This is a genomic window from Azospirillum aestuarii (genome assembly GCF_016632405.1).
GTDB lineage: Bacteria > Pseudomonadota > Alphaproteobacteria > Azospirillales > Azospirillaceae > Azospirillum > Azospirillum aestuarii.
The window spans coordinates 380,016-393,524 of the sequence record NZ_JAEPIV010000002.1; the positions used below are offsets into that span (position 1 = coordinate 380,016).

11 protein-coding genes and 1 riboswitch are annotated in these 13,509 nt (G+C 69.2%); of the genes, 8 read left to right on the forward strand and 3 right to left on the reverse strand.

The window, feature by feature from the left end; all coding sequences use genetic code 11:
• Positions 1 to 61 precede the first annotated feature (61 nt).
• Both JJL56_RS06465 and JJL56_RS06470 read left to right on the forward strand, forming a co-directional pair.
• Entirely contained in the window at positions 62 to 1,753 is a 1,692-nt protein-coding gene (locus JJL56_RS06465) for a methyl-accepting chemotaxis protein (protein WP_145622820.1), read from the forward strand.
• Positions 1,754 to 1,859: 106 nt separating this feature from the next.
• Positions 1,860 to 1,964, forward strand: a riboswitch (SAM-I-IV-variant riboswitch).
• A 49-nt stretch (positions 1,965 to 2,013) separates the two neighbouring features.
• A complete protein-coding gene (locus JJL56_RS06470) occupies positions 2,014 to 2,937 on the forward strand; it encodes a homoserine O-succinyltransferase (RefSeq protein ID WP_145622821.1) in 924 nt (307 codons plus the stop codon).
• A 4-nt stretch (positions 2,938 to 2,941) separates the two neighbouring features.
• Here JJL56_RS06470 and JJL56_RS06475 read toward each other — a convergent pair whose 3' ends face one another.
• The gene (locus tag JJL56_RS06475) at positions 2,942 to 5,710 is read right to left on the reverse strand and encodes an ATP-dependent DNA helicase (protein WP_145622822.1); all 2,769 of its coding nucleotides are present in this window, start codon (positions 5,708 to 5,710) and stop codon (positions 2,942 to 2,944) included.
• Positions 5,711 to 5,828: 118 nt separating this feature from the next.
• Between JJL56_RS06475 and mtgA the strand changes: the two genes are divergently transcribed.
• Both mtgA and JJL56_RS06485 read left to right on the forward strand, forming a co-directional pair.
• Positions 5,829 to 6,515: a monofunctional biosynthetic peptidoglycan transglycosylase gene (mtgA, locus tag JJL56_RS06480; protein WP_200484631.1), complete on the forward strand. Its 687-nt coding sequence runs from the start codon at positions 5,829 to 5,831 to the stop codon at positions 6,513 to 6,515.
• Between the two features lie 156 nt (positions 6,516 to 6,671).
• Positions 6,672 to 7,481, forward strand: coding sequence for a hypothetical protein (locus JJL56_RS06485; protein WP_200484633.1), 810 nt, complete (start codon positions 6,672 to 6,674; stop codon positions 7,479 to 7,481).
• Between the two features lie 4 nt (positions 7,482 to 7,485).
• Here JJL56_RS06485 and JJL56_RS06490 read toward each other — a convergent pair whose 3' ends face one another.
• Positions 7,486 to 7,809, reverse strand: coding sequence for a DMT family transporter (locus JJL56_RS06490; protein WP_145622824.1), 324 nt, complete (start codon positions 7,807 to 7,809; stop codon positions 7,486 to 7,488).
• 141 nt (positions 7,810 to 7,950) lie between these two features.
• Between JJL56_RS06490 and JJL56_RS06495 the strand changes: the two genes are divergently transcribed.
• Both JJL56_RS06495 and JJL56_RS06500 read left to right on the forward strand, forming a co-directional pair.
• A complete protein-coding gene (locus JJL56_RS06495; protein ID WP_145622825.1) occupies positions 7,951 to 9,519 on the forward strand; it encodes a lysine--tRNA ligase in 1,569 nt (522 codons plus the stop codon).
• Between the two features lie 611 nt (positions 9,520 to 10,130).
• Positions 10,131 to 11,360 (forward strand): DUF2336 domain-containing protein, encoded by a 1,230-nt coding sequence (locus JJL56_RS06500; protein ID WP_200484635.1) that lies wholly within the window; start codon positions 10,131 to 10,133, stop codon positions 11,358 to 11,360.
• A 30-nt stretch (positions 11,361 to 11,390) separates the two neighbouring features.
• Here the strand turns inward: JJL56_RS06500 and JJL56_RS06505 are convergent, their stop codons facing one another.
• Complete coding sequence (locus JJL56_RS06505; protein WP_145622827.1) at positions 11,391 to 11,879, reverse strand: hypothetical protein; 489 nt, start codon at positions 11,877 to 11,879, stop codon at positions 11,391 to 11,393.
• Between the two features lie 273 nt (positions 11,880 to 12,152).
• Here JJL56_RS06505 and mdh point away from each other — a divergent pair, with 273 nt between their 5' ends.
• Positions 12,153 to 13,121 carry a malate dehydrogenase gene (gene mdh, locus JJL56_RS06510; RefSeq protein WP_145622828.1) on the forward strand — a complete coding sequence of 323 codons (969 nt, stop codon included), beginning with the start codon at positions 12,153 to 12,155 and terminating at the stop codon, positions 13,119 to 13,121.
• Positions 13,122 to 13,371: 250 nt separating this feature from the next.
• A partial coding sequence (locus tag JJL56_RS32945; protein ID WP_345772558.1) for an ATP-grasp domain-containing protein occupies positions 13,372 to 13,509 on the forward strand: 138 nt, incomplete at its 3' end.

Sequence of the window (13,509 nt, forward strand, 5' to 3'; positions counted from 1 at the left end):
TTCGTTCAGACTCAATACAATCGATCGCCATGATTTCGCTTCCGGGGAAGAGACACGTGCCATGTCCATGCTGAGTTCCATGACCATCCGGACCAAGGTGGTCGCCGCCACCGTCGCGGTCCTGTTGATGTCGATTGCCCTGGGGCTGTTCGCCGTCGACCGGCTGAGCACCGTCAACCATGCTGCGGAGGAAATACGCTCCAACTGGCTGCCCAGCGTCACCGCCATCGGGGAGATCGATGGTGCGGCGAACGACTACCGCATCCTGGAGGCGTCCCACATCCTGGCGCTCTACCCGGCGGAAATAGCCGAGGTCGAAAAGGAGATGACCACGGTTCTGAACCGCGTGGCCGAGGCCCGGCGGAAGTATGAACCGCTGCTGGCTCCCGGTTGGGAAACCCAGACCTTCAAGCGCTGGGAAGCGGCCTGGGACGGCTATCTGAAAATCAGCCAGGGCAAATTGCTTCCCCCGTCCCGAGCCAACGAGAACGAGAAGGCCACCGGCATCTATCGGGAGGAGTCACGCAAGGCGTTCGACGAGTGCTCCGCGCTCATCAACGAATTGACGGCGTCCAACGTCGCAAACGCCACGAAGGCGGCGGACGCCGGCCGGGCCACCTATGTCGGGGCGCAGAGCTGGATTCTGGGCGCCATCGCGTTCGTGGCGGTCCTCTGCCTGTTCGCCGGCATCGCCATGACGAAGTCGGTCGCCCGGCCCATCGTCACCCTGACATCCATCATGGATCGTCTGGCCAAGCGCGACCTCGGCGTCGCTGTGGAAGGCGGCAACCGGCAGGACGAGATCGGCGCCATGGCCCGCGCGGTGCAGGTCTTCAAGGACGGCCTGATCGAGGCGGAGCGCCTGACCGCCGCCCAGGCCGCCGAGGAGGAGAACAAGCGCCGCCGCACCGAGCGGGTCGATTCGCTGATCCGCAGCTTCGACGGCGCGGTGCACAGCGTCCTGCAGACCGTGGGCGCCGCGGCGTCGCAGCTCGACACCACCGCCCGCAGCATGACCGACATCGCCGAGCACACGCGGGCCGAGGCCGGCAGCGCGGCGTCGGCGGCCGAGCTGACCTCCGCCAATGTGCAGACCGTCGCCGCCGCGTCGGAGGAGATGGCCGCCTCCATCACCGAAATCTCCCAGCAGGTGTCGCAGTCGGCCGGCATCGCCGGCAAGGCGGTGGACGAGGCCGACCGCACCAACGCCACCGTGCAGGGGTTGTCGGAAGCGGCCCAGCGCATCGGCGACGTGGTGGATCTGATCCAGAACATCGCCGCGCAGACCAACCTGCTGGCGCTCAACGCCACCATCGAGGCGGCCCGCGCGGGCGAGGCCGGCAAGGGCTTCGCCGTGGTGGCGAGCGAGGTCAAGAGCCTTGCCAACCAGACCTCCAAGGCGACGGAGGAGATCGCCGCCCAGATCGGCGCCATCCAGGCGGCCACCGGCGGGGCGGTCGGCGCCATCCGCGGGATCGGGGCGACCATCTCGTCGATCAACGACATCTCCTCCTCCATCGCCGCCGCCATCGAAGAGCAGGGTGCGGCCACCCAGGAGATCAGCCGCAACGTCCAGCAGGCGGCGCAGAGCACCCAGGAAGTGACGAGCAACATCGGCCGCGTGTCGCAGGCCGCGACCGAGACCGGCAGCGCCGCGACCCAGGTGATGTCGGCCTCCGGCGACCTGAATCAGGGGGCGATGCGCCTGAAGAGCGAGGTGGAGAACTTCCTCGTCGCCATCAAGGCGGCCTGAGGCCAAGCGGCCTGAGGATCGTGTGATCGGGGCCGGTGGGCGGAGCGGGGCCGCCCACCGGCAGCCCCACTCCTGTTGCCAAGCCGCCGCTGCCCGTATAATGTGCACCGCGCATCAAGAGTTGAGCGGACGCTCAACGCCAACCTGCTTTCCCGAGCAAGGTGGCGTCCCGAAGGGGGATGTGGCCGGACCGGCAAACAAACGGGGTTCGCCATGACGTCTGTTCCGACCGATGCACCGACAGCGGAGCCGGACGAGTCATGCCCATCAAGATACCCAACGATCTTCCCGCCTTCACCGCCCTGCAGGCCGAGGGCGTCATGGTCATGCGGGAGGCCGACGCCATCCGGCAGGACATCCGGCCCCTGCGCTTCGGCCTGCTCAACCTGATGCCCGACAAGATCCGGACCGAGACGCAGATCGCGCGCCTGCTCGGCAGCACGCCGCTCCAGGTCGAGCTGTCGCTGATCCGGATCACCAACCATGTGCCGCGCAACACCGCGGCGGATCACATGAGCGCCTTCTACCGGTCGTGGGAGGATGCGCGCCGCGAGAAATTCGACGGCTTCATCGTCACCGGCGCCCCGGTCGAGACGATGCCCTTCGAGGAGGTGTCCTATTGGGACGAACTGTGTTCGGTCTTCGACTGGACGCAGAGCCACGTCCACTCCTGTCTGAACATCTGCTGGGCGGCGCAGGCCGCCGTTCATCATTTCCACGGCGTGCCGAAGCATCTCCTGCCGCGCAAGGCGTCCGGCGTGTTCCGCCACCGCAACCGCGCCCCCGCCTCGCCCTACCTCTGCGGCCTGTCCGACGGCGTGCCCATCCCGGTCTCGCGCTGGACCGAGGTGCGCGAGGAGGACATCCCCCCCGAAAGCGGCCTGCGCGTGCTGCTGGATTCCCCGGAAACCGGCCCCTGCCTGCTGGAAGACGCCGTCCACCGGTCGCTCCACATGTTCAACCACGTTGAGTACGACACCGACACGCTGCGCAACGAGTATGTCCGGGACGTCGCCAAGGACGCGGCCACGCCGGTTCCCCAGGGCTATTTCCCCGACGACGACCCCAGCCGCCCGCCCGAAAACCGCTGGCGGAGCCACGCCCATCTGCTGTTCGCCAATTGGATCAACCGTATCTACCAGACGACGCCCTTCGATCTCGCCCGCATCGGCACGGCCGGATAGGCCCTCACCAGCCTCGCAGGAACTCCGCCGTCGCTTCCACCGCCTCCTTGATGCCGACGCGGCGGACCTCCACACCCTCGGGGAAGGCGCCGAACAGGCGGCTGGGCATCATCGGGTCGAGCAGGACGAACACCCCGGTGTCGTCGGCCCGCCGCACCAGCCGGCCGAAGGCCTGCTTCAGCCGCAACCGCGCGATCATGTCCTCGTAGCGCCGCCGCCCGAAGGCGTCGCGGCGGGCGCGGTGCAGGATGTCCGGGCGCGGCCAGGGCACCCGGTCGAAGACGATGAGCCGCAGCGAGCGGCCCGGCACGTCCACCCCGTCGCGCACCGCGTCGGTGCCGAGCAGGCAGGCGTGCTCCTCCCCCCGGAAGATGTCGATCAGGGTCGCCACGTCCAGCGGGTCGACATGCTGGGCGTAGAGCGGGATGCCGGTGGCGTCCAGCGGCTCCACGATGCGGTCGTAGACGGCGCGCAGCCGGCTGATCGCGGTGAACAGCCCCAAGCCCCCGCCGCCCGCCGCCTGGAACAGCGTGCGGTAGGCGGACGCCACCTGCCCCAGATCGTCCTTGCGCACGTCGGTGACCACCATCACCCGCGTGCGGTTGGGGTAGTCGAAGGGCGACGGCACCTGGGCGCGCAGCGCCGGCTTCGGCAGGTGGCTGGCGCCGCAGCGGTCCTCCGCCGCCTGCCAGTCCATGGCGACGTCGCCGGTGCCGTCGGTCAGTGTGGCGGAGGTGACCACCATGCCGTGCGCCGGCCCGGCCAGCGCCTCGGCGAAGGGAACGGTCGGGTCGATCCAGTGGCGGTAGAGCCCGACGTCCACGTCACGCCCGTCGATCCGCTCCACCGCGAACCAGTCCACGAACTGCGCCGGCGTCTCCACCGGCAGCGTCTTCAGCATGGCCCGCCACGCCTCGACCGTCAGCACGCCGCGCCGGGTCAGGCTGCGCGCCATGGCGTCGATGCGCCGCCGCTGGTCGCTGTCCAGCTCCGCCGTCTCGGCCTCCAGCCTTGCGGCCAGCCGCTTCGCCAGTCCGGCCAGCGGTTCCGCCAGCCGGACCAGCGCCGCCTCCAGCGCCTCCGCGGCGTCGAGCAGCCCGTCCACCGGATAGGCCTTGTCGGCCTCCAGGCTGTAGGGGCCGCCCTGTCCCGCCGTCCGCGAATAGACCTGCCGCCGCGCGGCGAGCAGGAAGGCCTCGGTCGGCCCCTGCGGGTTGTCGGCGGACAGCCGCGCCGCCCAGCCCTCCGCCGGCAGGACGCGGGCGCCCAGCATCACCGCGTCCATCAGTTCCTGCGCCCGCTCATCGCTGGCGACCAGATCCTCGATGCGGCGCTTCAGCCCACGGGCGCGGCTGCGCCCCGTCTCCTCGGCGCCCAGCAACCAGCGCCGCAACTCCTGCGTCTCCCGCCCGGTCAGATGCCCGGCGAAGGCGCTGTCCGCCGCGTCGAAGACATGGTGTCCCTCGTCGAAGACGTAGCGGGTGGGCAGCGTCGGCTCCTCACCTCCCCCAAGGGCGGCCTGCACCATGACCAGCGCGTGGTTGGCGATCACCACGTCGGCCTTGCGGGCGCGGCGCACGCTCTTCTCGATGTAGCAGCGGGCGTAATGGTCGCAGGCGGAATAGATGCACTCGCCCCGCCGGTCGGCGAGGCCCAGCGTCCGCCCGCGCCCGGCGATGTCCACCAGCCAGCCGGGAAAGTCGCCGCCGGTCAGGTCGCCGTCGCGCGTCGCCGCCGCCCAGCGCGCCATCAGCCCCACCCCGATGGCGTGGTGCGGCTGCATCGGCATGCCGCGAACCGCTTCCTCCAGATTCAGCAGGCACAGGTAGTTTTCCCGCCCCTTGCGCAGCACGACCTTGCGCGCCTTGGTCGCCGGTTCGGGATAGAGGCGGTCCAGCTCCGCGTCGATCTGGTGCTGGAGGTTGCGGGTGTAGGTGGAGATCCACACCGTGCCGCCGTTCTTCTCCGCCCACACGGTGGCCGGCGCCAGATAGCCCAGCGTCTTGCCGACGCCCGTTCCGGCCTCCGCCAGCACGACGTTCGGCGTGTCGGGCGCGGGGCGCGGGGCGAAGGCGGCGGACACCGCGCTGGCATAGTCGGCCTGCTGCGGGCGCGGCTCGGCCACCTTGCCGGGCACGCTGGCCGCCAGCATCACCGACAGCCGGCGGCGCGCCTCGTCCGGCTCCACCGGGTGGTGGGCGGGCGGCGGTTCGGGCGGGCCGTCCTGCCACTCCTTGATGCGGGTCCAGACGCGCAGGCCGGCGCGGCCGGCCCCCTTCTCCGGCCCGTCCGGCTTGCCCAGGGCGGCCAGAACGGCGGGCCCCCACAGCCAGCCGGCGCGCCCCATCTCCCAGGCGAAGGCCACGGGGTCGGACGCCTCCTCCCGCCCCGGCGTACCGAGCAACCCCAGCAGCTTGCGCACCGCCCGGTGCAGGGCCAGCGCGTCGTCCTCCAGCCCGTCGGGGATCGGCAGGTCCAGCGCCTCGGCCAGACCGCGCGGGGTCGGCACGCAGAAGCGGGCGGGCAGGACGAAGGCGAACAGCTCCAGCAGGTCGAAGGCGGCGAAGGGCTCCGTCCCCAGCCGCCGCGCCATCGCCCGCGCGTGGCAGACCAGCGGCGGCTGGCGGCGCGCCCGCTTGGCCGCGGCGGGGGGCGGCACCTCCTCGACCTCGCCGTCGCCGGTCAGCAGAACCACGCGCCGCGCGCCGGCGACCAGGGCCGGCGCGTCATCGAGGCTGAAGGACGGGAGGGAGGGCGCCGAGGTCAGATCCATGGCGCGCAGTATAGTGGCCCCCGCCGCCGCAATGCGAGCAAACCCGTGTTGACCGATCGGCCCGCCCCCTCGAAAGTGCTCCCCCGTCCTTGAGCGTCGCAGAGGAGAGGTCGAGCGCATGCGGTTTACGGTCCGGCGTCTGCTGAGACTTCTGATGGCCCTGGCCGTCGCCCTGGTAGCCTTCAGCGTCGGCTGGGCGGCGCTCTACCGCGTGGTGCCGGTGCCGGCCACGCCGCTGATGCTGATCCGCGCCGCCGGAGGCTCCGGGCTGGCGCACGACTGGGTGCCCATGTCGCAAATCTCCCCCCACCTCGCCCGCGCGGTCATCGCGTCGGAGGACACGCTGTTCTGCGGCCATGGCGGCTTCGACTGGGCGGCCATCGAAGGCGCCTTCGAGGACAACGAGGAGGGCCGGCGCCTGCGCGGCGGCAGCACGATCAGCCAGCAGACCGCCAAGAACGCCTTCCTCTGGCCGGACCGCAGCTGGACCCGCAAGGGGGTGGAGGCGTGGTTCACCCTGCTGATCGAGACGCTGTGGCCCAAGAGCCGCATCCTGGAGGTCTATCTGAACAGCGTGGAGTGGGATGACGGCGTCTACGGCGCCGAGGCCGCCGCCCGCCACCATTTCAAGAAGCCGGCGGCGGCCCTGACCCGCCGCGAGGCCGCCCTGCTGGCCGTCGTCCTGCCCAACCCCCGCAACTGGTCCCCGAACCCGCCCGGCGCCTATGTGGCGCGGCGGGCCGGCGTCATCGAACGGCGCATGGCGGTGGTGGAACGGGACGGGCTGGCCGATTGCGCGCGCTAGCCGCCTGACCATCGCTACTCAACCTGCGAACTTCCAGATCGACCATCAATACATCCTGTGGTAAACTGACGCGATTGCTATCCATGGTTTCGAAGAGGGTCGGCGCGCCAATACTCTCCAATCATTGGCAAGCCTCGGCAACGGGAGAGCCGTCAGATGAACGTCACGGAGCCATCGGTGGGTACGGCCCGGCAGCCGGCCCCCCTGTCCGCCACGACACCCTCCGCTTCCAAGGGCGCGGCGGGGACAAAGGACACGGCCGGCGGCTCCTCCAACGGCGCGCGCGATGCGGCCGCGGTCGTCACGCTGTCGGAGACGGCCCAGGCGTCCCTGGTGACCCAGACGGCGACCCAGACCGCGGGCAAGAAGGATTTCGCGACCGTCGCCAAGGACGCGCGGGCGGCCATCGACGCCAAATACGCGGAGCTGGCCGCGAACGGCAAGCCGATGGACTACATGCACGCCACCCAGGAAAGTTGGGACACCGTCTATGGCGGGCTCGACCGCCGCGCCCTCTTCGCCATCGCCAGCAACAGCGACGGCAGCTTTTCCAAGGACGAGCAGGACACCGCTCAATCCATCATGTCGCAGCAGCAGGGGCAGGCCATGATGGCCGCGGACCCGACGGGCAACGATCACGCCGCCCGCTTCCGGGCCGGCGTCGCCTTCCTGGAGGGCGTCAGCGACGAGGAGAAGGCATCGGCCAACTGGGCGGTTCAACGCGCCGCCACCCAGTTCGGCTACGAGCAGTCAATGCGGAGCAGCGGCCGGGAACCGGACGATCTCGACAGCGAGAACCCGGTGGTCACCATGATCAAGGGCGCCATGGACCGCCTCAAGGACAAATCGCCCGAGGCCGTCGCCACCGGCGGCTACGTCAAGGATCTGAAGGACATGCCCCTGTTCCGCGATGGCGTGCCGGCGGTCGCGGCCGGCCCTGGTCCGTCGCTCGATATCCGGGCATGAGGATCTACGCCCCGCCCCCCGACATCCGGAGGCTGACCACCCCCGCCACGATCAGCAGAATCCCCGCCAGCTTCAGGAAGCTGAGCGACTCCCCGAACACCCACACGCCGATCGCCGCGATGGCCGCCGTGCCGACCGCCGACCAGATGGCGTAGGCCACGCCCACCTCGATCTCGCGCAGCGCCTGGGCCAGCATGGCAAAGGCCACCAGATAGCAGGCCACCACCGCCAAGCTCGGCCACAGGCGGGTCATGCCGTCGGACATCTTCATGGCGACGGTGCCCACGATCTCGAAAGCGATGGCGACGGACAGAAACAGCCAGCTCATACGGGTCCTCGACGGGTGATCCACATCCAGACATGCGCCCGAACCGTGAAACGGACAAGCGGCGCCCGTTGACGGACGGCGCGGACCGCCCTAGGGTCGCTGCCTTTCTACATATCCGTCGAGTTTTGAAGGGGCTCTACCATGACCGGCGAGCGGGAATTGGCGTTGCAGGCGAAGGCGTGGCCGTTCGAGGAGGCGCGCAAACTGGTCGCGCGCTTCGCGAAAGAGCCGCCGGCCAAAGGCTACGTCCTGTTCGAGACCGGCTACGGTCCGTCGGGCCTGCCGCACATCGGCACCTTCGGCGAGGTGGCGCGCACCACCATGGTCCGTCAGGCCTTCCAGCGGATGAGCGACATCCCGACGAAGCTCTTCTGCTTCTCCGACGACATGGACGGGCTGCGCAAGGTCCCGGACAACATCCCGAACAAGGAACTGGTGGCCGCCAACCTGGGCAAGCCGCTGACCCAGGTCCCCGACCCGTTCGGCACGCACGACAGCTTCGGCGCGCACAACAACGCACGCCTGCGCGCCTTCCTCGACAGCTTCGGCTTCGAGTACGAGTTCCAGTCCTCCACCGACTGGTACAAGTCGGGCCGCTTCGACGAGGCGCTGCTCGGCGTGCTGCGGCGCTATGACGAGATCATGGCCGTCATGCTGCCGACGCTGGGCGAGGAGCGCCAGCAGACCTACAGCCCGTTCCTGCCCGTCTCCCCCTCCACGGGGCGCGTGCTGCAGGTCCCGGTGCTGGAGCGCGACGTGGACGCCGGCACCATCGTCTTCCAGGACGAGGACGGCAGGAAGGTCGAAGTCCCCGTCACCGGCGGCCATGTGAAGCTCCAGTGGAAGCCCGACTGGGGCATGCGCTGGTACGCGCTGGGCGTCGATTACGAGATGTACGGCAAGGACCTGATCCCGTCGGCCGAGCTGGCCGGGAAGATCGTCAACATCCTCGGCGGCACCCCGCCGCAGGGCTTCAATTACGAGCTGTTCCTGGACGACAAGGGCCAGAAGATCTCCAAGTCCAAGGGCAACGGCCTGACCATGGAGGAGTGGCTGGCCTACGCCCCGCCGGAGAGCCTCGCCCTTTACATGTTCCAGAAGCCGAAGTCGGCCAAGCGCCTGTATTTCGACGTGATCCCGCGGGCGGTGGACGAGTATCTGGCCTTCGTCGCCAAGCTGCCGGTGGAGGAGCCGGCCAAGGCGCTGGAGAACCCGGCTTGGCACATCCACAACGGCACGGCGCCGGCGGTGCGGTCGGACGTGTCCTTCAACCTGCTGCTGAACCTCGCCGGGGCGGCGAACGCCGAGACCAAGGACGTGATGTGGGGCTTCATCAGCCGCTACGCGCCCGAGGCGACGCCGGAGAACAGCCCCTTCCTGGACAAGCTGGTCGGCTACGCCGTCCGCTACTACCAGGATCAGGTGAAGCCGACGAAACGCTTCCGCGCCCCCACCGACGCCGAGCGCGCCGCACTGGAGGACCTGCTGAAGCGTCTGGACACCATCCCCGCCGACGCGGCGGGCGACGTCATCCAGAACGAGGTCTTCGCGGTCGGCAAGGAGCATGGCTTCACCGAGCTACGCGCCTGGTTCCAGGCGCTTTACGAGGTGCTGCTCGGCCAGACCACCGGCCCGCGCATGGGCTCCTTCATCCAGCTTTACGGCCTGGATGAAACGAAGGCCCTGATTCGCGAGAAGCTGGCCGCCTGAACGCCGGCCCCATCCTTTTTACCCCTCCCCCGCGCCGCCAGCCCGCTGCGGGGGAGGGTTTTCCCCAGCGGACCGGCAAGCCTCACAAACAATTCGCCCGACACGCAAACCACCCCCAAGGGAGGTGGTGCCCACGGGCGTGTCCGGATGGATGTCGCCCAGCGTTCGGCCAGACTTCGCCCGCCATCGTTCCGGTCGCAAACAATATTCCAACTCCAATCGTTTGCAATTCCATCATCCGCCTGTGCGGCTCGAATGTGTGCAAACGGTCGAAATCCTGCCCTCCCGCTGGGCAAACAACATTTTATTCCCACATCGCCATGCGTACACCGCACCGCACCAATACCAACTTGGTATTACCATCCGCCAAGGTCAGAGCCTATGATCCGCCCCGTTACTGCTTTTGCAGTGCGTTTCCTCCCTAAACTCTTCAAGGCCGCGCCCCATCGGGGTTGCGGCCCTTTTTCTTTTCAACCTGTGCCTTCCGACGCTTTGACGGCGTCAACCGATGGCAGGACTGGCGGCGCAGGGTGTGGTTGCGCACAGCGGACGCCGGTGACAAGTTCGGCCCCATTAGCGGCCCGTTAACCGGCCCACCGTTGGATATCCGGATGCAGCCACGTCAGGCCCCACCCTCCGATCACGGGGACGACCGTCCCGGCGCGGCCCGCTCGGCGCCGCGGGCGGACCCCTCCGTGGACGACGGGGTGGACCCGGACCTGCTCGGCTATCTGTTCGACGATTCTCCCCCCGCTCCTCCTGCGCCCCAACCGGCGCGCCGCCGCGTCGGCACGGCGCTGGTCGAATCGCGGCTGGCCGGGATGGGCGATGCCGGGGTTCGCGCGCATCTGGCGCGCAAGCTGTGCCGGCTGCTTCCCGATCTGCCTCCGGACCGCCAGGACAAGGCCACCGCCACCGCCCTGCGCACGCTGGAGCGGCTGGCCCGCGATCATGCCGCCCATGTGCGGACGGCGCTGGCCGGGGCTCTGAAGGACGTCGCCTGCGCCCCGCCCGCCGTGGCGCGCACGCTGGCGCGTGACGTGGAACGCTCGGTGGCGGAGCCGATCCTGCATTGCTGCGCCACCCTGACCGACGAGGACCTGCTGGAGATCATCGCCGCCCATCCCGCGGGCTGGGCGCTGTCGGCCATCGCGCGGCGGCAAGCGGTCAGCGCGCCGCTGTCCTGCGCCATCGTCGACACGGGCGACGCGGAGGCCACGGGCGTCCTGCTGGACAACGACGGCGCGGTCATCCCTGAAGACCGGCTGGAGGATCTGGTGGAGCGGTCCGCCGGCCATCCGGACTGGCAGGCCAAGCTGGCCAGCCGCCCCGCCCTGTCGCAACGGCTGGCCCTGCGGCTGGCGGAGTCCGTCGACGACTCGGTTGCCGACCTGCTGCGCCGCCGCACCGATCTGGACGCCGCCACCGCGGCGGAGGTCGCCGCCGTGACCCGCCGCCGCGTCGCCTGGGTCGAAGGGCGTGACCCCGCCGAGTCGCCGGGGCGCCGCGCCGTCCGCCTGCACCGCCAGGGCGCCTTGGACGAGACGGCGCTGGGCGACGCCCTGTCCTGGGAGGAAACGGACTTCGTCCGCGCCGCCCTGGCCCTGCGCGCCGCCGTCCATCCGGGGATCGTGGACGACATCCTGCGTTCCGGCGACCCCCGCGCGGTCACCGCCCTGGTCTGGCGGGCGGGCTATTCGATGCGCTGCGCCATGAGGGTGCAGATCCGCGCCGCCGGCATCCCGCCGCGCGCCGTGCTGAACGCCCGCCAGGGCACCGACTATCCGCTGCCCGCGGCGGACATGACCCGCCACCTCGCGCTCTACGGCGTCCGTTCCTGACGCCGTAGAGCGCTGTTCCCGAAATTTCCGTTACTGGATCTCCAGCGGCCGCCGGGCCGGCGCGCGCCGCGTGTCGGGAGCCAGCGTCGGATCGTTCTGATACAGCGGGCGCGACGGATCGGTGTCGATCAGCTGCGGCGGGGTGACGATCTCCTCGCCAGACCCGGAATCGAACTGGATCACCGCCATCCGGCGCACCGTCTCGCACAGGTCGCGCTTGCGCAGGGTCGCCGGGTCGGCAGGCCCGTCGAAGGCCACGAGAGGCACCACGATGCCGCTGCGCTCCCCCGGCGGTACGGAGGTGTACACATAGTTCGACACAGGCCGGCAATAGAGCACATCCGTGGCCGACGGCGCATCCGACGGGGTGCCGGCCGCCGCCTCGCCCAGCGGCGCGCTGGCCAGCGGCGCCTTGGCCAGAGCGGCCTCATAGTCTGCGACGGTTTGTCCCAAGGCCGCGCCGCCGCTTCCCAGGGCCAGCGTCACGGTCAGGCAAAATGCCGGTGCAAAGCGAATCATGGTTCTTCCCCCCAATCCCGAACGGCCTTCAAAACCTATCCAAAGAATAGTGCGCCGCACCCGCAACACCAAATTCCTGTTTGCCGTTGCGGCCATTCGCCGTAATCGATTGCACAGTTCCGCGCCCCGTGCTTGCGGTCACGCTTGCTCTCGGGCCGGAATCGCGCTAGGAACCGCCCTCGAAATCTCAGGGCGCTGGACCCCTAGGACGCTACACTCAATCGGTTCTGTCCTCCGCTGAATGGGGGACGCTCACGCTTAGGGAAACGCTCCATGGCTCGCAAGAAGATTGCGCTCGTCGGCGCCGGCCAGATTGGCGGCACGCTGGCTCTGCTCGCTGCCCAGAAGGAACTCGGCGACGTCGTCCTGTTCGACATCGCGGAAGGCATGCCGGAGGGCAAGGCCCTCGACCTGGCTGAGACCTCGCCGGTCGAAGGCTTCAACGCCAAGCTCAGCGGCGGCAACGACTACTCGGTCATCGAAGGCGCCGACGTCGTGATCGTCACCGCCGGCGTGCCGCGCAAGCCGGGCATGAGCCGCGACGACCTGATTGGCATCAACACCGGCGTCTGCCAGACCGTCGGCGAGGCCATCAAGAAGCACGCCCCGAACGCCTTCGTCATCGTCATCACGAACCCGCTGGACGTGATGGTGTGGGTGCTCCAGCAGGCCTCCGGCCTCCCGCCGGAGCGCGTCGTCGGCATGGCCGGCGTGCTCGACTCGGCCCGCTTCCGCTACTTCCTGGCCGACGAGTTCAAGGTGTCGGTCGAGGACGTCACCGCCTTCGTGCTGGGCGGCCACGGCGACACCATGGTCCCGCTCGTCCGCTACTCGACCGTCGCCGGCATCCCGCTGCCGGATCTGGTCAAGATGGGCTGGACCACGCAGGAGAAGCTGGACGCCATCGTGCAGCGCACCCGTGACGGCGGCGCGGAGATCGTCAAGCTCCTGAAGACCGGCTCGGCCTTCTACGCCCCGGCCGCGTCCGCCATCCAGATGGCCGAGTCCTACCTGAAGGACCAGAAGCGCGTCGTTCCGGTCGCCGCCTACCTGACCGGCCAGTACGGCCAGAACGACCTCTACGTCGGCGTCCCGACGATCATCGGCGCCGGTGGCGTCGAGAAGATCATCGAGATCGATCTCTCCGAGGAAGAGAAGAAGATGTTCGATCACTCGGTCAGCGCTGTGAAGCAGCTCGTCGAAGTGGTCAAGAAGCAGCAGGCTGAGAAGGCCGCCTCCTAAGGCGGCCTGATTTTTTGCCTGCGCGGCGACCTGCGGCCTCATCGCCCGGGGTGGACGGTTGAACCGTCCGCTCCGGGTGGTACAGTGATCGCGGTTGTTCGCGCCAGCCGGCGTAAGGCTTCCTGAAGGACTCGTCCCCCCGAAGACTTGCGCCCTGGCGCGTCCGCCAGCAGGAAACGCCTGCCCGATCTTCGCCCATCGTCAGCCGACCACACTCTGTCAGCCGACCATAAAAACAGATGGACGCCCGATGAACATCCATGAGTATCAGGCCAAAGGCCTGCTGAAGAAGTACGGCGTCGCGGTGCCCCGCGGCGGCGTCGCCTACACCCCGCAGGAAGCCGAGACCGTCGCCCGCGAGCTGGGCGGCCCGGTGTGGGTCGTGAAG

Excerpts from the sequence above, each read along its gene's own strand:
- JJL56_RS06465 (WP_145622820.1), top strand. The coding sequence starts at position 62 with ATGTCCATGCTGAGTTCCATGACCATCCGGACCAAGGTGGTCGCCGCC.
- JJL56_RS06470 (WP_145622821.1), top strand. The coding sequence starts at position 2,014 with ATGCCCATCAAGATACCCAACGATCTTCCCGCCTTCACCGCCCTGCAG.
- JJL56_RS06475 (WP_145622822.1), bottom strand. The coding sequence starts at position 5,710 with ATGGATCTGACCTCGGCGCCCTCCCTCCCGTCCTTCAGCCTCGATGAC.
- mtgA (WP_200484631.1), top strand. The coding sequence starts at position 5,829 with ATGCGGTTTACGGTCCGGCGTCTGCTGAGACTTCTGATGGCCCTGGCC.
- JJL56_RS06485 (WP_200484633.1), top strand. The coding sequence starts at position 6,672 with ATGAACGTCACGGAGCCATCGGTGGGTACGGCCCGGCAGCCGGCCCCC.
- JJL56_RS06490 (WP_145622824.1), bottom strand. The coding sequence starts at position 7,809 with ATGAGCTGGCTGTTTCTGTCCGTCGCCATCGCTTTCGAGATCGTGGGC.
- JJL56_RS06495 (WP_145622825.1), top strand. The coding sequence starts at position 7,951 with ATGACCGGCGAGCGGGAATTGGCGTTGCAGGCGAAGGCGTGGCCGTTC.
- JJL56_RS06500 (WP_200484635.1), top strand. The coding sequence starts at position 10,131 with ATGCAGCCACGTCAGGCCCCACCCTCCGATCACGGGGACGACCGTCCC.
- JJL56_RS06505 (WP_145622827.1), bottom strand. The coding sequence starts at position 11,879 with ATGATTCGCTTTGCACCGGCATTTTGCCTGACCGTGACGCTGGCCCTG.
- mdh (WP_145622828.1), top strand. The coding sequence starts at position 12,153 with ATGGCTCGCAAGAAGATTGCGCTCGTCGGCGCCGGCCAGATTGGCGGC.